This is a genomic window from Campylobacter sp. US33a, from assembly GCF_004378855.1.
Taxonomy (GTDB): domain Bacteria; phylum Campylobacterota; class Campylobacteria; order Campylobacterales; family Campylobacteraceae; genus Campylobacter_D.
On record NZ_RYYL01000014.1, the window covers coordinates 19,204 to 39,799 of the forward strand.

Annotated in this window: 24 protein-coding genes; 10 read left to right on the plus strand and 14 right to left on the minus strand. The window is 29.2% G+C overall.

Translation table 11 applies throughout. The annotated features are described in order from the left end of the window. The first annotated feature begins 52 nt into the window (after positions 1–52). From ELQ16_RS08975 to ELQ16_RS08985, 3 genes are read left to right on the plus strand one after another with little or no spacing between them, the layout of a single operon-like run. A complete protein-coding gene (locus tag ELQ16_RS08975) occupies positions 53–415 on the plus strand; it encodes a hypothetical protein (RefSeq protein WP_243832622.1) in 363 nt (120 codons plus the stop codon). Continuing rightward, positions 397–2,190 carry an excinuclease ABC subunit UvrC gene (gene uvrC, locus ELQ16_RS08980; protein WP_134239221.1) on the plus strand — a complete coding sequence of 598 codons (1,794 nt, stop codon included), beginning with the start codon at positions 397–399 and terminating at the stop codon, positions 2,188–2,190. Before ELQ16_RS08975 ends, uvrC begins: the two co-directional genes overlap by 19 nt. Continuing rightward, positions 2,187–3,404, plus strand: a complete 1,218-nt coding sequence (locus tag ELQ16_RS08985) for a hypothetical protein (protein ID WP_134239222.1) — start codon at positions 2,187–2,189, stop codon at positions 3,402–3,404. The genes uvrC and ELQ16_RS08985 overlap by 4 nt, the downstream gene beginning before the upstream one ends. On the opposite strand, the gene recR is transcribed toward ELQ16_RS08985, so the two are convergent. The 3 genes from recR to ELQ16_RS09000 are packed head-to-tail and all read right to left on the minus strand — an operon-like array spanning position 3,385 to position 5,915. Beyond that, positions 3,385–3,960 (minus strand): recombination mediator RecR, encoded by a 576-nt coding sequence (gene recR, locus ELQ16_RS08990; RefSeq protein WP_134239224.1) that lies wholly within the window; start codon positions 3,958–3,960, stop codon positions 3,385–3,387. The genes ELQ16_RS08985 and recR overlap by 20 nt on opposite strands. A gap of 6 nt (positions 3,961–3,966) precedes the next feature. Next, entirely contained in the window at positions 3,967–5,241 is a 1,275-nt protein-coding gene (locus ELQ16_RS08995; RefSeq protein ID WP_134239226.1) for an ArsS family sensor histidine kinase, read from the minus strand. After that, a complete protein-coding gene (locus ELQ16_RS09000) occupies positions 5,238–5,915 on the minus strand; it encodes a response regulator transcription factor (protein WP_134239227.1) in 678 nt (225 codons plus the stop codon). The genes ELQ16_RS08995 and ELQ16_RS09000 overlap by 4 nt, the downstream gene beginning before the upstream one ends. A 149-nt stretch (positions 5,916–6,064) precedes the next feature. Here ELQ16_RS09000 and dnaJ point away from each other — a divergent pair, with 149 nt between their 5' ends. Further along, positions 6,065–7,180 carry a molecular chaperone DnaJ gene (gene dnaJ, locus ELQ16_RS09005; protein ID WP_134239228.1) on the plus strand — a complete coding sequence of 372 codons (1,116 nt, stop codon included), beginning with the start codon at positions 6,065–6,067 and terminating at the stop codon, positions 7,178–7,180. Here the strand turns inward: dnaJ and ELQ16_RS09010 are convergent. From ELQ16_RS09010 to gatC, 8 genes are read right to left on the minus strand one after another with little or no spacing between them, the layout of a single operon-like run. Then, a complete protein-coding gene (locus ELQ16_RS09010) occupies positions 7,177–7,965 on the minus strand; it encodes a shikimate dehydrogenase (protein WP_134239230.1) in 789 nt (262 codons plus the stop codon). The genes dnaJ and ELQ16_RS09010 overlap by 4 nt on opposite strands. Continuing rightward, entirely contained in the window at positions 7,966–8,733 is a 768-nt protein-coding gene (locus ELQ16_RS09015; protein ID WP_407919970.1) for an SPOR domain-containing protein, read from the minus strand. Between the two features lie 15 nt (positions 8,734–8,748). Beyond that, entirely contained in the window at positions 8,749–9,294 is a 546-nt protein-coding gene (locus ELQ16_RS09020) for a DUF1882 domain-containing protein (RefSeq protein ID WP_407919971.1), read from the minus strand. Then, complete coding sequence (locus tag ELQ16_RS09025) at positions 9,294–10,538, minus strand: serine hydroxymethyltransferase (protein WP_134239235.1); 1,245 nt, start codon at positions 10,536–10,538, stop codon at positions 9,294–9,296. The genes ELQ16_RS09020 and ELQ16_RS09025 overlap by 1 nt, the downstream gene beginning before the upstream one ends. Then, entirely contained in the window at positions 10,535–12,043 is a 1,509-nt protein-coding gene (gene lysS, locus ELQ16_RS09030) for a lysine--tRNA ligase (RefSeq protein WP_134239237.1), read from the minus strand. Before lysS ends, ELQ16_RS09025 begins: the two co-directional genes overlap by 4 nt. Further along, positions 12,043–12,513: a Fur family transcriptional regulator gene (locus ELQ16_RS09035; protein ID WP_134239239.1), complete on the minus strand. Its 471-nt coding sequence runs from the start codon at positions 12,511–12,513 to the stop codon at positions 12,043–12,045. Before ELQ16_RS09035 ends, lysS begins: the two co-directional genes overlap by 1 nt. Continuing rightward, positions 12,513–13,070, minus strand: a complete 558-nt coding sequence (locus tag ELQ16_RS09040) for a CvpA family protein (RefSeq protein WP_134239241.1) — start codon at positions 13,068–13,070, stop codon at positions 12,513–12,515. Before ELQ16_RS09040 ends, ELQ16_RS09035 begins: the two co-directional genes overlap by 1 nt. Before the next feature lie 15 nt (positions 13,071–13,085). Further along, positions 13,086–13,373: an Asp-tRNA(Asn)/Glu-tRNA(Gln) amidotransferase subunit GatC gene (gene gatC, locus ELQ16_RS09045; RefSeq protein WP_134239242.1), complete on the minus strand. Its 288-nt coding sequence runs from the start codon at positions 13,371–13,373 to the stop codon at positions 13,086–13,088. A gap of 120 nt (positions 13,374–13,493) precedes the next feature. On the opposite strand from gatC, the gene ELQ16_RS09050 reads away from it, so the two are divergent. The 6 genes from ELQ16_RS09050 (at position 13,494) to pyk (ending at position 18,943) form a co-directional block, all read left to right on the plus strand. Then, positions 13,494–14,039 carry a hypothetical protein gene (locus ELQ16_RS09050; protein WP_134239244.1) on the plus strand — a complete coding sequence of 182 codons (546 nt, stop codon included), beginning with the start codon at positions 13,494–13,496 and terminating at the stop codon, positions 14,037–14,039. Continuing rightward, positions 14,036–15,028 carry a hypothetical protein gene (locus tag ELQ16_RS09055; RefSeq protein ID WP_134239246.1) on the plus strand — a complete coding sequence of 331 codons (993 nt, stop codon included), beginning with the start codon at positions 14,036–14,038 and terminating at the stop codon, positions 15,026–15,028. The genes ELQ16_RS09050 and ELQ16_RS09055 overlap by 4 nt, the downstream gene beginning before the upstream one ends. Further along, positions 15,025–15,312, plus strand: coding sequence for a tram-like protein (locus ELQ16_RS10350; protein WP_243832623.1), 288 nt, complete (start codon positions 15,025–15,027; stop codon positions 15,310–15,312). Before ELQ16_RS09055 ends, ELQ16_RS10350 begins: the two co-directional genes overlap by 4 nt. Beyond that, a complete protein-coding gene (locus tag ELQ16_RS09065; protein WP_134239247.1) occupies positions 15,309–15,947 on the plus strand; it encodes a type III pantothenate kinase in 639 nt (212 codons plus the stop codon). Before ELQ16_RS10350 ends, ELQ16_RS09065 begins: the two co-directional genes overlap by 4 nt. A 123-nt stretch (positions 15,948–16,070) precedes the next feature. Then, positions 16,071–17,417, plus strand: a complete 1,347-nt coding sequence (locus tag ELQ16_RS09070) for an FAD-dependent oxidoreductase (RefSeq protein WP_134239249.1) — start codon at positions 16,071–16,073, stop codon at positions 17,415–17,417. 86 nt (positions 17,418–17,503) lie between these two features. Beyond that, complete coding sequence (pyk, locus tag ELQ16_RS09075) at positions 17,504–18,943, plus strand: pyruvate kinase (RefSeq protein WP_134239250.1); 1,440 nt, start codon at positions 17,504–17,506, stop codon at positions 18,941–18,943. Positions 18,944–19,105: 162 nt separating this feature from the next. On the opposite strand, the gene ELQ16_RS09080 is transcribed toward pyk, so the two are convergent. From ELQ16_RS09080 to ELQ16_RS10070, 3 genes are all read right to left on the minus strand, one after another. Next, a complete protein-coding gene (locus tag ELQ16_RS09080) occupies positions 19,106–19,723 on the minus strand; it encodes a hypothetical protein (protein WP_134239252.1) in 618 nt (205 codons plus the stop codon). Then, positions 19,704–20,090 (minus strand): hypothetical protein, encoded by a 387-nt coding sequence (locus ELQ16_RS09085; protein ID WP_134239254.1) that lies wholly within the window; start codon positions 20,088–20,090, stop codon positions 19,704–19,706. The genes ELQ16_RS09080 and ELQ16_RS09085 overlap by 20 nt, the downstream gene beginning before the upstream one ends. A gap of 236 nt (positions 20,091–20,326) precedes the next feature. Continuing rightward, positions 20,327–20,491 (minus strand): hypothetical protein, encoded by a 165-nt coding sequence (locus ELQ16_RS10070; RefSeq protein WP_166739683.1) that lies wholly within the window; start codon positions 20,489–20,491, stop codon positions 20,327–20,329. Positions 20,492–20,596 lie beyond the last annotated feature (105 nt).

Consider the following 20,596-nt stretch of genomic DNA (forward strand, 5'->3'; position numbering starts at 1 on the left):
TCACTACAAGCCTTTAAAAAATTTATTTTATTGCCAAGATTTTTTAAAATTGATGAGTCCAGCACATCAAAATTTGATTGAAAAAATTTTTATCAAAAACACACTTTTGACAATCATCACAAAAAATCCAAGTGGCTACCAAGAATTAAATCACGATAATACCAAAAAAAGTATTAAATTTCTTATAAAAATTTACGCAAAAGAAAATCCTTTAAGTCCTTTTGAACAAATTGAAGAAATTAAAGTCTTTTCTAGGCGTTATCTTTCAGAACCTAAAATAACCAGTCCAATAAAACAAAATACGTACTTAGAACTTTCAAATGGTCTTTTCGTTAATCACTGCGAGAACCCTATTTTGTTTCAAAAATTTGAAAATTTAAGAAAAGCCATACAAAAATGCTCGAACAAGAACTAAAAAATTTACCTCAAAATAGCGGAATTTATCAGTATTTTGACGCACAAGGAAAGCTCCTTTATGTAGGAAAGGCAAAAAATTTAAAAAATCGCATACGAAGTTATTTTATTTTTTCTCCAAGACTCGAAGCCAATCCTAGAAATTCACTCAGAATTCAAAAAATGATCAGCGAGGCAAAACACTTAGAATTTATCAATACAGATTCTGAAGCTGATGCTTTGATTTTAGAAAATTCCCTTATTAAACAACTGCATCCAAAATACAATATTTTGCTAAGAGATGATAAAACTTATCCTTATATTTACATTGATTTTAATGAAGATTTTCCGCGTTTTGAAATCACTAGAAAAATCATTAAAAAATCAAAAATTAAATATTTTGGCCCATTTTTTAAAGGTGCAAAAGAACTCTTAGATGCACTATATCTTAATTTTACCCTAAAGCAAAAAAAGAGTTGTAAGCAAGCTTGTATTTTTCATCAAATTAAGCGTTGCCATGCCCCTTGTGAAAATAAAATTTCAAAAGAAGAATATAAACAAATCATCAATCAAGCCACGCAAGCTTTGTTAAATCCTAGTATTTTAATCAAAAATTTAGAAAAAAAGATGTTGGATTACGCCGAACATGAAAATTACGAAGAAGCTGCAAAAATAAGGGATCAAATTCAAACAATAAAAGATTTAGATACGAAAATCCATATCGATATTGCTAAACTTGAAAATTTTGATGTTTTTGCAGTCGCTTTTGAGTCAAATACTCTTGCAAGCTTACACTTTGTTATCCAAGAAGGTAAAGTAATAGGCACAAATCACAAAACAATAGCATTAAAAGATGCCAATTCTTTTGATAAAAACCAAATTTATCAACAACTCATCTTAGAGCATTTTAGTACCGATTCTCCTTTAAGCTCTGAGCAAATTTATGTTTATGAGGAATTTGAAGATTTAAAACTTTTACAAGATTTATTGACACAAAGGTTTGGCAAAAAAATCAGCATCAAAAGCCCAAAGATAGGAGAAAAAAGAAAAATTTGCGATCTAGCGTATAAAAATGCTTGTATGAACATTAAGCTTTTTTGTAAAAATTCGAATTATGCTTTATTGCAGGAATTAAAAGATTATTTTGAGTTAGAAAATTTTCCAAATTCTATAGAGGTTTTTGATAATTCTCATATGCAAGGAAGAGCTTGCGTGGCTGGAATGATAAGTTACAAATTTGAAAATTTTGATAAAAAATCTTATAGACATTTCCATCTTCATACTAACAATGATTTTGAACAAATGCAAGAGACATTAACAAGACGCGCCAAAGATTTTGATAAAATATCACCTCCTGATTTATGGCTTATTGATGGCGGAAAGGTTTTGCTTGATTTGGCTAGAGAAATCATACAAAGCAGTGGGGCAAATGTTGATGTTTTAGCAATTTCAAAAGAAAAAATTGACGCAAAAGCTCACCGCGCTAAAGGCAACGCTAAAGATAAAATTCACTCTTTTAAAGGCGAATTTAAACTTTCGCCTATGGATAAAAAATTACAATTTTTACAAAAATTACGCGACGAAGCCCATCGTTTTGCAATCAGCTTTCATCAAAATGTAAAGAAAAAGCAAGATTTGCAAAGCTCAAAACTAAAAAATCTTGGCATCAGTGAAGGAAATATTCAAAAATTATTAAATTTTTTTGGTAATTTTGATACAATTCATAAAGCGAGCTTAGAAGAACTTTCAAGCATAGTAAGACTTGATATTGCTAAAAAAATAAAGGGAATTCAATGAATTATCTATTGTTTTTGATTTTGTTTTGTAGTGCTTTTTTATTAATTATGGGTATTAATTATGAAATTTTATTACAAAATTTCAAGGAACAAATGTATTTTGTTTTTTTATCAAGCATTATTTTGCTTACTTTTGGCATTTTTATTTTCAGAAATAAAGAAAAAAAACAAAACAAAAATACCCTACAAAAAATCTTTAATATCTTAGATCTTTTTTCTATTCACAAAGAAGAACAAAATCTAAATCAAAATCTCCATAAACTTGAAGAATCTTGCGATATTTTGTTAAAAAAGCATCAAAAACTTCTTAATGAAAAACAAATTTATACCTTAAGTCTTGAAGAAATCTTATATAATTTAGAAAATTTAGCAAATGCAATTTACTACATAGATCATCAACATTCACAGACTCTCATTGATACTATCATAAAAACCATAAAAGAACAAAAAGAACAAATCAAATTTACCTTAGGCAAAACCAGTAATTATCAAAAACCACTTTCTTCTTTGGATAAATTACCTTATTATAATGCCAATGCGGTTATCATCAATGATGACGAGCTAGAAAATTTTTTACTTCAGAATCTTTTATCTCAATTTGGCATTAAAAGTATGAGTTTTCATAACTTTACGCCAGAAGCAAGTACCTATCATTTAACTTTCATTAAAGATTATCTGTATAAAAAAGAATACTATGAACTTAAAAATGTGATTTTATTTGGGAAAGATTCTAGAGAAAAAACCAATAATTACTTAAGCTTACCAATACACAAAGAAAATCTAAAGCCTATATTGGAACAATTATTAAAAGATGGTGATTTTACTCCACAAGTAAATGAATGTATAAGCAATGTTTTAATTTTTAAGCAAAATAAATTTGAAAATGAACTATTTTTTAATATTATTGATAAATGCTATGCAAAAAATCAAGTCATAAACTCACTTTCAGGTTTAAAACACGCTTTAGAAAAAACAATGTTTAGACTCATCATGCTTGACTTTGAGGTAATTAAATATGACTTAGAAAGCGTAAAATTTTTACTTAACCACTACAAAAAACAATATCCACAAGCACATACCATTATCTTTATCAAACATAAAGATAGGGAACTATTGAAGGATTGCGATTTTATCAGTGAAATTCTAGATGAAGATATTAATAAGAATGATTTAATTTCTTTACTTAAAAAATATATCAATCAATATAAGTCCTAAAATTTATAGCTCGATGCAAAGATATAAAATCGACATTTTCCAAATGTACACCGCTTGGAATCCCTTGTGCAATTTTACTGAATTTTAAATTCAAATCCCTTAATTTATCTTCTACAAAAAAAATTAAAGCATCAGAATTTATACTGTGAGTTAATGCAAAAATCAATTCTTGACTTTGAAATTCAAGTATCATTTCACGCAATTTTTCAATTTTTTCTTCACTTAGATCTTCTAAAACAAAATAAAGCCCTTTATAGCTATCACTTTCTTCCAAAATAAGTATATCTTTAGGGCTTTCTACAATACAGATAAAATTTCTATCTCTTGATTCATTGCTACAAATTTCACAAAGCTCATTTTCACTAAGTCCGCCACATTTTATACAAGGCTTAATAAAACGCAAGGCATTTTCTATATTATGTGCAAGTTTCATTCCTAATAAATGATCATTCATGCAAATAAAATACGCTAAACGCACTGCAGTTTTTTTTCCTATGGTTGGAAGGGAAGCAAAACTTTTAACTAATTCATCAAATTTCTCTAAGCCTTTGATCATTTTAATCTAATTCCCCCCCCCCGCCATAAGCGATTTTTTCTCTTTTGTATTTACATTATTAAATAAAACTTTAAAACAATGAAATTCATCTACATAGTCATAGGCAAAAACAAAATCGAAAATTTGACATATTCTTGCAACAATATAAAGCCCAAGTCCCATTCCTTCTATCCCTTTATCGTTTTCACCTCTAGTAAAAGCTTGAAGATAATGACCTATAGGATATTTTAATTTTTCGCCTTTATTTTTTACAACAAAATAATCTTTATAACTTTGCACTTCGCATGTATGATTATAAGAATACTTTAGTGCATTATCAATTAAATTTTTCAAAACTAAAGAAAAAACCTCTAAATTAACATACAATACAGCATCTTCGTAAATTTCAACTTTTACCATTTTATCAAAATCATCTAAAAGTAAAAAATCTTTAGCTTGAGTAAGAATTTCACTGAATGTGTATTGATTTTTCAAAAGCACAGTATTGCCAGATAATAAAGATTCCATTTTTCCAGCTTCGCTAATTAATAAATCAAGCTTCCCAAAAATTGCAATTAAACGCTGTTTATATTTATCTTCACTCATTTCAGCAATAATCATACCCTTGCCAATAGGAGTTTTTAACTCATGCATAATGGTTCGCATAAATAATTTTCTTGAATGCACTAACTCTTGATTTTTTTGCATGACATTATTAAATTCAACAGCAATCTGACCTATTTCATTATCTTCATACCCATCTAAAGTAAATTCTTGATTTTGAGCAGTCTTAGCAATTTGATTTTTTAACTTCTTTAAAGGAGTTAAAGAATTTAAAACAGAAAAATATAAAAATGCGGTTAAACAAAAATAAAATAAAAAAGCAAATAATAAAAAATTATAGATTTTATTACCAACCTTTGGTTCTAATATCATATTATTTTTATCAAAACCTATATCGAGATAAAGCCTATTATCTAACCAGATAGATGAAAAAACAAGATCTTTATTATCGCTAACCTGAAAAAGCATTTCGCCATTTTCAACAATATGTGCAATATTATCTTGATTTTTCAATACGCGAAATCCGCGTGTAGATAAAAAATGCTGAAATTCCATATCATTAAAATCTTGATTTACATGAGCATTTAAATAATGGATAACATCTCTTTGTCTAGAAATTTCAGTTTGTTGATAAGTTTGAATCGCTAGATGAATTAAAATAAAAAATAAAAGACAAGCTATAAAAAAGGTAACAACAAATAAAAATGTTACCTTGGTATATATGGAACAACTTTTCATCCTATCAACTTATAGCCAATTCCTCTAACTGAAAAAATATGTTTTGGAGATTTGGAATTATCTCCAATTTTTACTCTCAAACGACCTATAATTACATCAAGGCTTTTAGAATCTTTATCTTTTAAGCTTCTACAATTTTGAACCAATTGCTCTCTTGATACCGAATATCCATGCTGCTTGATTAAATATTCTAAAATTTCATATTCAGCTGGAGTTAGAGTTAAAACACTATCATGATGTGTAATTTCATGCTTTCTATCATTGATCTTGAATGATGAATTTATTGCAGTACTACTGTTTTCTTGGATATTATTCTTTCTTGAACGACGGATAAGACTCATGATTCTAGCATACATTTCTTTTGGATCATAAGGTTTTGGAAGATAATCATCTGCACCTAGTTGCAAACCAACAATTTTATCACTCAAATCCCCTCTAGCTGAAGAAATAATAATAGGTATATCACTTTTTTGTCTTATAGTTCTACAAATTTCAAGTCCATCGATATTTGGTAAAGTAAGATCCAAAATTAAACACTCATAATCTTTCAAAAAAATATCATTTAACTTACTCGGATCATTGTAGTTTGTAACCTTTATATTAAAGCGTATCAAATATTCAGAAAGTAAATTTGCAAATTCTAAATCATCTTCAATCATTAATACATTTGTCATAGTTTCCCCTTAAAATTTATTTTTCCAGATAAGCTATTATAACAAAAAAAAAAAAACGATAACTAATTTATGATTATATTTCTTAATTTCTTTGATAAAATAACATTTTTTATTTTATGATTTTAATTACAACAAAAGGAAAACAAATCGTGGAAATAAGTTATTATGAAATTTTAGAAATCACTCAAAATGCCGATAAGGATACCATTAAAAAAGCCTATAGAAAATTGGCTTTAAAATATCATCCCGATAGAAATCAAGGGGATAAAGAAGCTGAAGATAAATTCAAACTCATTAATGAAGCTTACGAAGTCTTAAGCAATGATGAAAAAAGAGAAATTTATGATAGATATGGTAAAGAAGGATTAAAATCTGGAGGATTTGGCGGAGGTGGTTTTTCGGATTTTGGAGATTTAGGAGATATATTTTCAAGTTTTTTTGGTGGAGGATTTGGTAGCAATTCTAAAAAAAGACATCGCAGTGAAGATAAATACAATGCTGATTTAAAAGTTCAAATTCAAATTTCTTTTAAAGAGGCAGTTTTTGGCTGCAAAAAAACTATAAATTTTAGTTATAAAAATTCTTGCAAAACTTGTAATGGAAGTGGTGCAAAAGACGGCAAAACAGAGGTTTGTCCAAAATGTCATGGTAGAGGACAAGTGGGAATTCAGCAAGGATTTATTACTTTTGCACAAACTTGTCCAAATTGCCACGGCGAAGGCAAAAGTATTAAAGAAAAATGTCCATCTTGCTATGGTTTAGGTTATGAAGAAATAAAAGATAATTTCGAACTTAATATCCCAGAAGGCATTGATAACGGTATGAATTTAAGAGTAGAAAATAAAGCTAATATACTTAAAAATGGAACAAGAGGTGATTTATTCGTTCAAGTTTTTGTTTTGGATGATGATACCTTTGTACGTGATGAAGATGATATTTATATAGAATTTCCTGTATTTTTCACACAAGCAGCTCTTGGACAAAGCATAAAAGTGCCGACCATTCGAGGCGAAGCAATTTTAAATTTGCCAATTGGTGCAAAAGATGGACAAAGATTTGCTCTTGAAAATGAAGGGGTAAAGAATATCAAAACTAAAAAACTAGGCAGACAAATTGTACAAATTTCCATTACTTTTCCAACCAGTCTTAATGATGAACAAAAAGAATTGCTTGAAAAACTTAGCGAAAGTTTTGGGATTAAAAATGGACTATATCAAGAGCAAGAAGGAATTTTTGATAAAATAAAATCTTGGTTTAAGTCTTAACTTAAAACCAAGGCTTCTTGCATTGCTTTTTTAAGTTTCTCTCTTTTATTATTAATATCAAAAAAAAGTTCAAAAGCAAAAACTCCCTGCCATAAAAGCATATCTAAGCCATCTTTAGCAACAACTTCATTTTGCTCACAAAGCTTTAAAAAAGAAGTTTTTTTTCCATAAATCACATCAAAAGCATAAGAAGAATGCTTAAAAAGCTTTAAAAGTAATTTTTCATCACAAGGCAAATATTCATCTTTTAAACCCGCTGAAGTTGAATTCACAATTAAATCAAAATTAAAGTCTTCAAGCTCATCATAAGTACAATTTTGATAAGCCCAAAAATCTTCCAATCTAGCCTTGCTGCGATTTGCTACAACAAGCTCCATACCTGATTTTCTTAATATATAAGCAAGCGCCTTCGCTGTACCCCCAGCTCCCAGAATCAAAACCTTTTTTATATTTTTAAAATTCTTTATCGCTTCCATAAAACCTAGTGCATCGGTATTATAAGCATAAATTTTATTCTCTTTTATAAGTAAGGTGTTGGCCGAACCTATATTTAAAGCTAAATCATCTTTAAAATCGGCTATTTGTAAAGCTTGCTCCTTAAAAGGCACAGTAATATTTGCACCATCCAATTTTAAATCAAACAATTTAGTTTTCAATTGATTTTTATCTTGAAGATGATAACGCGTGTAAATGCCATTAAGATTTAAAGTTTTAATGGCATTATTATGAATTCTTGGAGATTTTGAATGAATAATGGGATCGCCAAAAACGGCAAAAAATTTCATTTATTTAACCGAAAAAACAAAGGCATCTTTGTTAATATTGGCTCTAATTTTACTCATTTCCTTATTAATAGTATCTTTAGAAAATGGCCCAACAAGCACTTTTGTAATTTCTTTACCTTTTACATTTGTTTTATAAAATTTATACTCATAACCATTTTTCTTAATCAAAGCCAATTCTTTGGATTTTGAATCAGGATTAGAAACTGAAAAAATTTGTATATAAGTTCCTGCTGGTAACTCGGAAGATACAGTGGAAATATTTTTAAACAAATCATTTGTGCTTTGTTGTTTTTTCACTTCTGTTTTCACTTCTTTTTTAGGTGCTTTTGGAGTTTCCTTTTTAGATGTTTCCACAGAAGGCTTAGGTTTTTCTTGAATTTGTGGCTCTTGAGTCTGTGGCGCAACAGGAATTATCTGCGTGTTATTAGACTCTGGCAAAGCCAAACTTTCATTTACATCTACAATGCTTTCATTGTTATCTTCTTGAATTTGTTTTTTTAAAGCTTCAAATTCATCTTCTTTTATATTGGATTCTATAATAGGCATATTTTCAAAGCCATTGTTTGTCTCGTTATTTTCATTAACAATAGGCTCAGTTGGCACAATAGAATTCTCTTTGGTATTATCATTATTAATCAACCTCATAACAATTAACACCACTAAAAACAAAATTACAAGAATAATAGTTCTTAATAAAATTTTTTTAATTTTTTCATTCTTGTTACCCTTATCTAGGATAATATCATCAAATTCATTTTTTTCTTCCATCATTTATCCTTTTTTTTACATATGTTTTGACCAAGAAGTACCTCTTTCTTTTTGATATACTTCATAAGGCAATGCTAAAATATTATACTCTTTTGGTAAATCCATGGTAGGAAAAACCCTCCACTCTGTAGACATCATCTTTTTGGCAAACATAATGGATAATTTTTGTGCCAATTGATAACCCTCATGTAAAGAAGTATGACCTTTATGAATATAAAGATGCAAATGTCCTGGGGTTTTTGTTTTATAGGCTGTAAAATTAATAAAGCCCTCTTCTCGCAAAATCAATTGAGCTCTATGCCAAAATCTCTCGGTGTTAAAACCATTATAATCAAAAACTATATTTTCAACCTTATCATCAGCCGTAATTAAATCGTGGGCAATGATAATTTTCTTATCAAGATGATCGCGAATAAGGTTTGGTAACAAAGGCGCATTAATTCTTTCAAATTTATCAAAAAAATAACGACCTCTATATTCAAATTTTCTAATAATCTTATCTCTTTTTATAAAATAATGATTATTAATCATCTTAATTAAAGATAAATCAACATTTGTAATCAAAACATAGCCTTTGAATAAATCATAAAATTACTTGCAAGAATTTTAAGTTTTTCTTTAATATCTTTTTGCAAATTTACATTAGCAATATCATCTAAAATATCTGCTATATAGTTTGCAACAATTTGAATTTCATTTTCTTTAAAACCTCTTGCTGTAAGTGCTGGAGTTCCGAGTCTTAAACCGCTTGTAACAAAAGGACTTCGAGTTTCTCCTGGTACGGTATTTTTATTTGCTGTAATTCCAGCATTTCCAAGGGCTAAATCAGCGTCTTTTCCGCTGAATTCACGATCTAAAAAGCTCATCAAAACCAAATGATTATCCGTTCCATCACTGACAAGTTTGTATTTTCTATCCATTAAAACTTTAGCTAAAGTTTGTGCATTGGCTCTTACTTGTTTAGCATAAACTTTCCATTCATCGCTTAAGTTAAACTTAAATCCTACTGCTTTTGCAGCAATAACATGCATCAAAGGTCCGCCTTGAATTCCAGGGAAAATCGCAGAATTAATCTTTTTAGCCAACTCTTCGTCGTTAGTCATAATAATACCACCCCTTGGACCGCGCAAGGTTTTATGTGTAGTTGAACTTACCACATGAGCATGTGGAAATGGACTTGGATGCTCGCCTGCTACAACAAGACCTGCAATATGTGCAACATCGGCAAACAAATAAGCACCCACTTCATCAGCAATTTCTCTAAATTTAGCAAAATCAATCACTCTAGCATAAGCACTAGCGCCGCAAACAATAAGCTTTGGCTTAACTATACGCGCAACCTCTCTTACTTTTTCATAATTAATACGCCCATCAAGTTCCACACCATAAAAAAAGCTTTCATACATTTTTCCCGATGAACTCACCTTTGCACCATGAGTTAAATGCCCACCATGGCTTAAATCCATACCTAAAATTCTATCTCCTGGATTTAAAAGAGCAGCATATACGCCTTGATTGGCTTGAGAACCTGAATTTGGCTGCACATTTGCAAAATTACAATTAAAAAGTTTTTTGCATCTTTCAATAGCCAAATTTTCTATTTCATCTACAATCTCACAACCACCATAATATCTTTTACCTGGATAGCCTTCAGCGTACTTATTTGTAAGCACGCTTCCCATTACTTCCATTACCTCTGGCAAAGTAAAATTTTCACTTGCTATCATTTCAAGACCTTCGCACTGACGCACTAATTCTTGGTTGGTTAAATCAAATATTTCTTTGTCAAATTGTTCTAAACTCATTCTTTAATCTCCTTTAATTCTGATTTCAATGGACGCATTGCCGGAAATAAAATCACATCGCGAATAGATTTTTTATTGGTTAAAAGCATTACAAGTCTATCAATGCCTATACCCTGCCCTGCTGTTGGAGGCATAGCATAACCCAAAGCATTAACAAAATCTTCATCCATTTCGCAAGCCTCTTCATCACCTGCATTTTTTGCTTCAATTTGTTTTAAAAACCTCTCATACTGATCAAGCGGATCATTTAGCTCATTAAAGCCATTTGCCAATTCTCTTCCGCATACAAAAAGTTCAAATCTTTCTGCAATTTCTGGATTTTCATCACTACGGCGGGAAAGCGGACTTATGGAAATTGGAAAATCTGTAATAAAAGTTGGATTAATCAATTTACTCTCTACATAATTATCAAAAAGTTCAGCTTGCAAATGCCCCAAATCAAGTTTTTCGTTTGCTTCAAAACCATCTGTTTTTAATTTTGCTAAAATTTTGTCTTTATTTTCTATGATTTCATCACTCAATCCGCCATATTTTTTCAGCGCATCTTTATAGCTAATTCTTTCAAATGCCTTTGAAAAGTCAATTTTTTGTCCATCAAATTCTATAATTTTTCCTAAATTTAACTTTTCTAAAAGCAAAGCAAAAAGCTCTTCAGTAAGATCCATTAAATCTTGATAATTATGATAGGCCCAGTAAAATTCAATCGTCGTAAATTCCGGATTATGCGTAAGATCCATTCCCTCATTTCTAAAACAACGATTGATTTCAAAAACTGCCTCAAAGCCACCCACAACAAGTCGCTTTAAATAAAGCTCTGGTGCAATTCTTAAAAACCTTTCCACTCCTAAAGAATTATGAAAAGTTACAAAAGGCTTAGCATTTGCCCCTCCAGCAATAGGATGCATCATAGGAGTCTCAACCTCTAAAAAACCTTTATCCTCAAAAAAATGGCGGATTAAGCTTACTACTTTTGAACGAACAAAAAAATCTTTTCTCACTTCAGAATTCATAATCATATCTACATAACGCTTGCGGTATCTTTGTTCTATGTCCGTAAGTCCGTGATATTTTTCAGGCAAAGGAACAATTGCTTTTGTAGCAAGCTTTACTTCACTGGCATGAAGACTAAATTCTCCAGTCTTTGTTACAAAAGGAAAGCCTCTAACTAAAACAATATCTCCAACTTCTAAATTCTTTTTTAAAAGGCTATAAAGCTCTTCGCCTATACTGTCTTTACTAAAATAAATCTGTAAATTCGCACTTTCATCTTCTATATTTGCAAAAATAGACTTTCCTGCAATCCTTAAAAGTTTCAAGCGTCCTGCTACCACCGCAAAAACACTCTCATCGCGCTTATTCTCATTATCCATTACATAGGCAAATTTGTTTTTAAAATCTAATAAAAACATCTCTTTTTTTAAAAAATGCGGATAAGGGTTAATACCTGCATTTTTTAATTCATTAGCCTTTTCTATTCGTTGCTGTTCTAAAATATTATCAAACATTAGATTTTTACCTTTGATTTTTGATTGCAAGCACCACAAATTCCATAAAGTTGCATTAAATGACCTGTAAGCTTAAAATTATGTTCTTTAGCTATCAAGCCTTGCTGTCTTTCTATAATTGGATTTTCAAATTCCACAATCAAACCACAGTTTTTACATATCATATGATCATGATGAGGCTTATTAGCAAGTTCAAATTTTTTACCCGCAGAACCAAAAGATATAGAAGTAACCATTTCGGCTTCTTCGAGTAAATTTAAAGTTCTATAAACCGTAGCAATTCCTAAATTCAATTCGGGCTCTACTTTTTTAATTTCCATATACAAACTTTCTGGCGTATAATGCGTATCGCTATGATATAAGGTTTTAAGTAAGACTTCTCTTTGTTTAGTGTATTTAAGACCACCTTGTCGTAAAATTTTCTTAAATCTTTCTAATAAAACATCATATTCTATGTTTTCAATTAACATTATATATCTCCTTGAGTTTGTGTTGATTCTAAATCAGTAGATTCTTCAAGCATTGGTATATTTTCTTGAGTTATAGATGAATTCATAATAAATGCACCCATATTTTTAAGCAAAGGCAAAGAATAGCTACCTTGAGCATATTTTTCTAAATATGTATTTAAAAATCCTACGCGTCCTATACAAAAAATTAAAATAGCAAAAATCAAAAAAACCTTAAAACTCCCAAAAATAAAACCACCTAATCTATCTACAAAGCCCAAACCACTCATTTTAATTAATTTTGAAAGCAAATTGCCACAAATTAAACAAAATACCCAAAATACAAATAAAACACATAAAAATCCAGCAAAAGCACTAAGATCTTCATTGTTAATATTATAAATATAAGTTTGTATTAAATTTCCAACTTCTTGCGCAAATCGTGATGCAATCAAAACCCCACCGATAATACCTGCAAGCCCGAAAACTTCTTTAACTAAACCATTAACAATTCCTTTAAACCCCAAAAGCAAAGTTAAGCCAAATATAAAAATATCAAACCAATAAAAATTATTCATTATTTTTCACCTTAATCATTCTATAATTTTTGGAACAATAAAAAAGCCATCTTGTACTTTTGGTGCACATTGCATCAAAGGATCAATTACTTGACTCATTTTCACCTCATCCATCCTAAAAGGAGTACCGCCTGATAAAGCACTTACCACAACCTCACTGTGGCTCAAATCAAGTTCATTTAAATTTTCAACAAAATTCAGAATTTCACCCAATTGTTTTTTTAACTCTTCTCTTTTTTCATCAGTAATTTTTAAAGCACTTAATTTTTCTAATTTAACCAATAAAGCATCATCTATTTGCATATTTACCCTTGCTATAAAATTAAAACAATGATTATATCACAAATTTACTTCAAAATTTAACATATTTAATAACTTTATATGCTACAATTACGCTTTATAATTCATATTTAAGGATAAAATTTGGCTTTAAAAGATGATTTAAACACAATAAAATCAGAGTTAAATGCTCAAGAACAGATGATTGGAAATTTCATCAAAGGCGAAAGATTTATAAGAAAATATAAATATTATTTTTTGGCTCTTATTATTACCTTATTGCTTTGGTTTATTATAAGTTTTATAATAAATTTAGTTAAAGAAAATAATATTAAAACAAGTAATGAACTTTATATATCCTTGATAAAAGATCCTAACAATCAAGAAAAATTAAACTCTCTAAAAGATAAAAACGCTAATTTATATGCCATTTATTTATTAAGTCAAAATTCATCAAATCTTCAAGAATTAGAAAACTTAAAACTAGATCCCTTGTTGAAAAGTATCGTAGATTTAGAACTTAATAAAGATTCTATCTTACTAAAAGAATATAAAAAATTACTTCTCGCCTATTCTTTACTTGAACAAAATAAAATCAAAGAAGCACAAGTGATTTTTTCTCAAATTGATCCCAATTCCCAAATTGGACAATTGGCAAATAATTTAAAACATTATCAAGGTCAAAAATGAAAAAAATAATTTTAACAATTTTATGTTTATTCTTACTTAGTGCCTGTGGCACTAAAAGACAATATTATAATCCTGAAAAAATTCAAGGTGATATAAACTATAATGAAAGTTTAAACGCAAACATTATAGATTGGAATCTTCACTCTGCAAAATTAGCCGATGGTAGAGTCATTAGCAAAGAAGGCTTGATTAAAGATTTCAAAATCCAAAAAGGTTACATTCTTTTAAAAATTAAAGATAATGAATTTTTTATAGCAGATAATGATGGGAATTTAAAAATCATCAGCAATAATGAAGAAGTATATTCTTATAAATTTGATGCAGCTGTTTTAGGAGTTGATTCAGAAGGAGATGAACTTGCCTTAATACTTGCTGACAATAGCATAGTTTTAGCAAATCGCAGTTTAGGTATCAAATTTAGCACCACACTTTCTGTGGCATCAGCACAAGATAACCGCGTCGCTGCTCCTTATTTCTTAGGTGGTATTATCATCTATCCTACTTTAGATGGAAAATTAATTATATTTAATCGCAATGATTTGCGTATTGTGCGAGATGTTGTTGTTGGAACTGAAAATTTCTTTAATAATGTTATTTATCTTGATATTATTGATGATAAAATGATAGCCGCAACCTCCAAAAAAGTGATCGTTGTTTCACCAAATCGAACCTTATATTTAAATGAAGATATCAAGGATATTGCCGTATCTGGACAAAATGTCTTTATATTTACAAAAGATGGAACAATTATAAAAACAGACTTCAATCTTAGAAAAATTACAGAGAAAAAATTTCAATTTGCTATCTTTATCAAAAATACGATTTATAATGATATGCTTTATGTTTTTGAAAAAACAGGCTTTTTGATTAAAAGTGATTTAAATTTAGAAAACATAGAAGTTTATAAGATAGATAATTTAGTGGATCAAAAAAGCTTTATTGGAAATGACAAATTATTTTATTCTAATAAAATTCTAAATTTAAAATGAGTAATTTTAACGACTATCTGCAAAAACATAAACTTTTTTTGCAGATCTTTGATTTAAGCAAGCTTACACGAAAAAAAAATTTAATTTGTCACACTACCCAAAATCATTTAATATTTCAATACACAGGCAAAACAAGATTTTTACTCAAAGATGCCTTAAATTTAAAAGAACTAAGTGAAAAAATTTTATCTTCTGAAGAAAAGATTTTAATCTTGCATACCAATGCACCCTTATGCTCCAAAGCAAAAAATTATCTCATTAATGAAGGATTTTTAATTTTATGATTTTATGTGATGTAGGAAATTCTAATGCAAATTTTTTAGATGGTTATAAATACTCTACCATAAGCGTACAACAATTTTTAAATCATAAAGATGATGAAAAAAACTTTTTTTATATTAATGTCAATGAAAGCTTAAAAGATTTTCTAAATGCAAAAAATAACTTTATCAATTTAGAGCCTTATTTCAAATTTGATACTATTTATCAAGGCTTAGGTATCGATAGAATCGCAGCTTGTTATACAATTAAAGATGGTGTTGTTGTTGATGCTGGTAGCGCGATCACGGTAGATATTATGTCAAATTCCGTTCATCTTGGTGGTTTTATTTTACCTGGTATTGCTAATTATAAAAAAATTTTTGCACATATATCACCTCGCTTAAAATGCGAATTTAACACTCAATTAAGCCTTGATGCTTTCCCTCAACGCACTATCGATGCTTTAAGTTATGGTGTGTTTAAAAGCATTCATTTAAGCATTAAAGACGCAGCAAAAAACGAAAAACTTTATTTCACAGGTGGAGATGGGCAATTTCTGGCAAATTTTTTCGAACATGCAATTTATGACAAATTACTCATTTTTAGAGGTATGCAAAAAGTAATAAAGGAAAACCCGCAATTACACTCTTATTTTTAATGTTACAAAAATTCTCATTATTGTTATTCTATACCTTGTTTTATTATTTTGTAAAATAAATTAAATTACAATTTTTTATGTTTCAAAAGTTAATATTTGAAAGCATTAGGAAAAGGAAAAATTATGAATCAACAACATTATGATGTGGTGGTAATAGGTGCTGGAATTTCAGGTGCAGCTTTATTTTTTGAACTTGCAAGATATACAGATATTAAAAATATAGCTATTTTAGAAAAATATAATGCTCCAGCTACTCTTAATAGTAAAGGAACAAGCAACTCCCAAACTATACATTGTGGAGATATAGAAACAAATTATACACTCGAAAAAGCAAAAAAAGTTAAAAAAACAGCGGATATGATTGTTAAATACGGCTTAATGCAAAATGCACAAAATAAATTTATGTTCTCTCATCAAAAAATGGCATTAGGCGTTGGAGATATAGAGTGTGAATATATGAAACAAAGATATGAAGAATTTAAAGAACTCTATCCTTATATAAAATTCTTTGACAAAACTAAAATTAAAGAAATAGAACCAAAAGTTGCCTTAGGTGCAGATGGCATTAACGATAGGAAAGAAAATATTGTGGCAATGGGGGTGGAACAAGGAGAGGTTTTTACAACTGTTGATTATGGCAAAATGAGCCAAAGTTTGATTGAACAAGGTCAATTACAAGGCAAAAATACTTTAGTGGAATTCAATAAAGAGGTAACAAAAATAGAAAAAAAAGATGATGTTTTCCACATTTACACGACTGATTATAAAGAATACACTGCAAAAGCTGTGGTTGTAAATGCTGGCGCACATTCTTTATTCCTAGCTCATAGAATGGGTGTAGGGCTTGATAAGTCTTGTTGGCCAGTTGCAGGAAGTTTTTACCTTACAAAACAAAAAATTCTTAATGGTAAAGTTTATATGGTGCAAAATCCAAAACTACCTTTTGCTGCCTTGCATGGAGATCCTGATTTATTGGCTGATATGAATACTCGTTTTGGTCCAACTGCACTTGTCATACCAAAGCTCGAGAGATACAAAGGACTCAAATCAGTTCCCGAATTTTTCGAAACCTTAAAATTTGATAAAGTTGTAGCAAAAATAACTCTTAATATGTTTAAAGATCCAACCATCAGAAATTATGTCTTATATAATTATTTATTTGAACTTCCATTTATCAATAAAGCATTATTTGTTAAAGATGCAAGAAAAATTGTTCCTAGTTTAAAAACAAGCGATATTTACTATGCAAGTGGATTTGGTGGAGTTCGCCCACAAGTAATTGATAAAAAAGTCGGAGAATTAATGCTTGGAGAAGCAAGTATTAATGAAGTGGATGGCATCATTTTCAATATGACTCCAAGTCCAGGCGCAACAAGCTGTCTTGGCAATGCTTTAAGGGATACTAAGGCTATTTGTGAATACTTGGGCGCAAGATTTGACGAAGATAGGCTAAATACTGAACTACTTTAAAAAATTTCAAAAAAGATACATTTTTGTATCTTTTTTGTATCTAAAATATACTACAATTTTGAAAAATTTTTCAAGGAGAAAAATAAATGAAAAAAACCAAAATTGTTGCCACCGTTGGACCTGCAAGCGAAGACATCAGCACTATTAAAGAAATGATTTTAAAAGGTGTTAATGTTTTTCGACTTAATTTTTCTCATGGAACGCACGATTATCACAAAAAAAATCTCAATATCATTAAAAAAGCTTCAAAAGAACTGGGTGTGCGAATTGGTATACTTCAAGATATCAGTGGTCCTAAAATAAGAACTCATGAACTCAAAAATCCTTTCGAATTAAAAACAGGAGATAGGCTTGATTTTTATAAACAAAAAATTCTTGGGGAGCAAATCAGCGAAAATCACTATAAAATCAGCATTAATCATCCAGAAATTCTAAGCATTCTAAAAAACGATGAATATATCTATCTTTACGATGGTAGCATACGGGCAAAAGTCAAACAAAGCAATAACGAATTTATTCAAACTGTAATAGAAAATGACGGAGTATTAAATTCTAATAAAGGAGTAAATTTTCCAAATACGAAAATTAATATTGATGTCATTACTCAAAAAGATAAAGACGATTTGTTATGGGGAATTAAAAATGAAGTAGATTTTTTGGCCATTTCTTTCGTGCAAAACGCCCATGATATTAATGATGTAAAAGAAATTTTAGATGCCCATAAAGCCAAAATAGCTATTTTTGCCAAGATAGAAAAATTTGATGCGGTGGAAAATATAGATGAAATCATCAGAATCAGTGATGGAATCATGGTAGCCAGAGGAGACTTAGGCATAGAAGTGCCTTACTATAGAGTTCCAACCATACAAAAACAAATCATTCACAAGGCCAACGAAGCAGGAAAGCCTGTCATTACCGCAACTCAAATGCTTTTCTCTCTTGCAAAAACAAAAAATGCCACAAGAGCAGAAATTTCAGATGTTGCTAATGCTGTATTAGACGGCACTGACGCGGTTATGTTAAGCGAAGAAAGCGCCATCGGTATAGATCCAATTAATGCAGTAGATATCATGAGTAAAACTATACTCGAAAGCGAAAAATCATATCCTTATAATAAATTTAGCGATTTCTCCTATCACGATGATACTGATATCATTACTCGATCAAGTGCATATTTGGCAAGAGATTTAGAAACTGATTCTATCATAGCATTAACCAGCAGTGGAAAATCAGCGATAAAAATGTCAAGATATAGACCAAAAGCTCCAATTATCGCCGCAGCACATTCAGAAAAAACTTTAAATTTTTTAAGCATAGTTTGGGGTGTTATGCCTTTAATTTTAGTAGAAAAAGAAAATGATTTAACTTCATTGCTTAAAAACACTATTAAAAAAGGGGTTGAAGCACAGTTAATCAAAAAAGATAAAACCTATATCCTTACTGCAGGATTCCCAACAGGAGTGGAAGGTTCAAGCAATCTTATCCGTATTCTTAAAAAAGATCAAATTGAATATTATTTAACCTAATCAAAAATTTAGAATGATAAAACAATATCATTCTAAATTAAATTTAATTCAGCAATGATTAAATATACAAGTGTGTAAAAATTGAAATTCTAATTTACCTTTTAACTCAAAAATGTCCTATCTTAAATCTAAATTTTTCATTTTTACATTATTGTATTTATTTCATTCATCTTTTTTCTCTTTTCTGAGTTCCATTGCTTCTTTAAGGAAAGTGGTATCAATTTTATGAAAACCGGTTACAAATGAAATGATTTTTTCAAATTCCTTATCACTTAAGTTTAACAAATAAGGCATTACATGGGGCTTTATAATGGCATTAACTTTTGCATAAAAATCATTTTTTAGTTCTATTTCATGCTTGATAAGATTTTTAATGTAGTATCTTTTACCTTTGAGAGTTTGTATAACTATATCTCCCACCAAAGCACGCGATGGGTTATAAGAATACACAAAAAAAGTTCCTAAAGGAAAAATTAAATCATTCCTAAAATAGAATTCAACCACAAGTTTTTCTTTTGTGATATAAATTCTTTTAAAATTTACTGTTTTATAAACAAGACTTATATATAATACATAAAGATATATAATAAAAACCACAAACCATTTAAAATTCTTAGTATTGTCAAATGCCCTAGGGAGCCAATAAAGAAAAAAACACAAAAATCCAGTGTATATTATCCCGCAAAATAAAAATGCAGGTATATATTTCTTTTCTTCAAAAATAATTTCATCTTGAGTATCTTGCTCTTTGATTTCTGTGTTATTGTTTGTTTGGCTCATTTTTATCCTTTAAATAAGTTTTAATCTCTTGTATATAAGGGGGAAAATCAATAATAAAAACATTGTGATCTATTTCTTGATTAAAAAATATTTCTATATTTGCTTGATAAAGCTTATAAAGATTTACTTTTTCTTCTAAATTCATAGTTTCTAAAGCTTTTTGTGTATATTTGGCGCATAATTCTTTAAATGTGTGATTGTTTTCAAAGCCACCAAAAGATTCAAAACCATTAAGTAATTTAAAATTTTTAATAGTAGTATTTGATAAAAAACTTATAGTTTCATCAAATTTAATAAATTGTATGGTTATAGATTTTATAGTAAAACTTCCATAAGGATAGAAAATTTCCGTATCAAACCACCGCATTTTTAATGTTAATCCTTGCTCTGTTAAAATTATAGATTTAAAAATTTAATGTTTCATACAATTCAGAAATATAAAAAAATGTAAGAAATATAGCTAATAAACTATACCACAAAGATTCTTTAAGTAAAACAAATCAACAAAACCAACACAGAAAAAAAGCTAATATAAAATAAAGAGAGCAAAAAAACAAACTAAAAGGAATAATTTTTCTCTTACTTTTCCAAAGCAAAGTAGAATTATTCATTGCTCATCCCTTCAAAAGCTTTAGTAGTAAAACCTTCTGCAAGGTCTAAAGTATAAGGAGCAACATCTCCAAATACTCCTAAATCCCTTTTATCACTAGGAGTGCTTTGAGTTTCTTTAGAATAAAACTCTAAACTTCCATAAATACTTTCATTCATCTTTTTTCTCTTTTCTTAATTCTTTTACTCTTTTCCTTTAAAAAACAAGCACTTAAAAAGATGAAAGTAAATAAAGTAAAAGATAATGACTTTGGTGATTTTTAT

What these genes read in the sequence shown, in the direction of transcription:
- ELQ16_RS08985 (WP_134239222.1), top strand. Translation starts at nt 2,187, where the DNA reads ATGAATTATCTATTGTTTTTGATTTTGTTTTGTAGTGCTTTTTTATTA.
- uvrC (WP_134239221.1), top strand. Translation starts at nt 397, where the DNA reads ATGCTCGAACAAGAACTAAAAAATTTACCTCAAAATAGCGGAATTTAT.
- ELQ16_RS09015 (WP_407919970.1), bottom strand. Translation starts at nt 8,733, where the DNA reads ATGGAAGAAAAAAATGAATTTGATGATATTATCCTAGATAAGGGTAAC.
- recR (WP_134239224.1), bottom strand. Translation starts at nt 3,960, where the DNA reads ATGATCAAAGGCTTAGAGAAATTTGATGAATTAGTTAAAAGTTTTGCT.
- ELQ16_RS09025 (WP_134239235.1), bottom strand. Translation starts at nt 10,538, where the DNA reads ATGAGTTTAGAACAATTTGACAAAGAAATATTTGATTTAACCAACCAA.
- ELQ16_RS09080 (WP_134239252.1), bottom strand. Translation starts at nt 19,723, where the DNA reads ATGAGCCAAACAAACAATAACACAGAAATCAAAGAGCAAGATACTCAA.
- ELQ16_RS09055 (WP_134239246.1), top strand. Translation starts at nt 14,036, where the DNA reads ATGAAAAAAATAATTTTAACAATTTTATGTTTATTCTTACTTAGTGCC.
- ELQ16_RS08995 (WP_134239226.1), bottom strand. Translation starts at nt 5,241, where the DNA reads ATGAAAAGTTGTTCCATATATACCAAGGTAACATTTTTATTTGTTGTT.
- ELQ16_RS09040 (WP_134239241.1), bottom strand. Translation starts at nt 13,070, where the DNA reads ATGAATAATTTTTATTGGTTTGATATTTTTATATTTGGCTTAACTTTG.
- gatC (WP_134239242.1), bottom strand. Translation starts at nt 13,373, where the DNA reads ATGCAAATAGATGATGCTTTATTGGTTAAATTAGAAAAATTAAGTGCT.
- ELQ16_RS09000 (WP_134239227.1), bottom strand. Translation starts at nt 5,915, where the DNA reads ATGACAAATGTATTAATGATTGAAGATGATTTAGAATTTGCAAATTTA.
- ELQ16_RS09070 (WP_134239249.1), top strand. Translation starts at nt 16,071, where the DNA reads ATGAATCAACAACATTATGATGTGGTGGTAATAGGTGCTGGAATTTCA.
- ELQ16_RS09085 (WP_134239254.1), bottom strand. Translation starts at nt 20,090, where the DNA reads ATGCGGTGGTTTGATACGGAAATTTTCTATCCTTATGGAAGTTTTACT.
- ELQ16_RS09035 (WP_134239239.1), bottom strand. Translation starts at nt 12,513, where the DNA reads ATGTTAATTGAAAACATAGAATATGATGTTTTATTAGAAAGATTTAAG.
- ELQ16_RS09010 (WP_134239230.1), bottom strand. Translation starts at nt 7,965, where the DNA reads ATGAAATTTTTTGCCGTTTTTGGCGATCCCATTATTCATTCAAAATCT.
- ELQ16_RS09065 (WP_134239247.1), top strand. Translation starts at nt 15,309, where the DNA reads ATGATTTTATGTGATGTAGGAAATTCTAATGCAAATTTTTTAGATGGT.
- ELQ16_RS10070 (WP_166739683.1), bottom strand. Translation starts at nt 20,491, where the DNA reads ATGAATGAAAGTATTTATGGAAGTTTAGAGTTTTATTCTAAAGAAACT.
- ELQ16_RS08975 (WP_243832622.1), top strand. Translation starts at nt 53, where the DNA reads ATGAGTCCAGCACATCAAAATTTGATTGAAAAAATTTTTATCAAAAAC.
- pyk (WP_134239250.1), top strand. Translation starts at nt 17,504, where the DNA reads ATGAAAAAAACCAAAATTGTTGCCACCGTTGGACCTGCAAGCGAAGAC.
- lysS (WP_134239237.1), bottom strand. Translation starts at nt 12,043, where the DNA reads ATGTTTGATAATATTTTAGAACAGCAACGAATAGAAAAGGCTAATGAA.
- ELQ16_RS10350 (WP_243832623.1), top strand. Translation starts at nt 15,025, where the DNA reads ATGAGTAATTTTAACGACTATCTGCAAAAACATAAACTTTTTTTGCAG.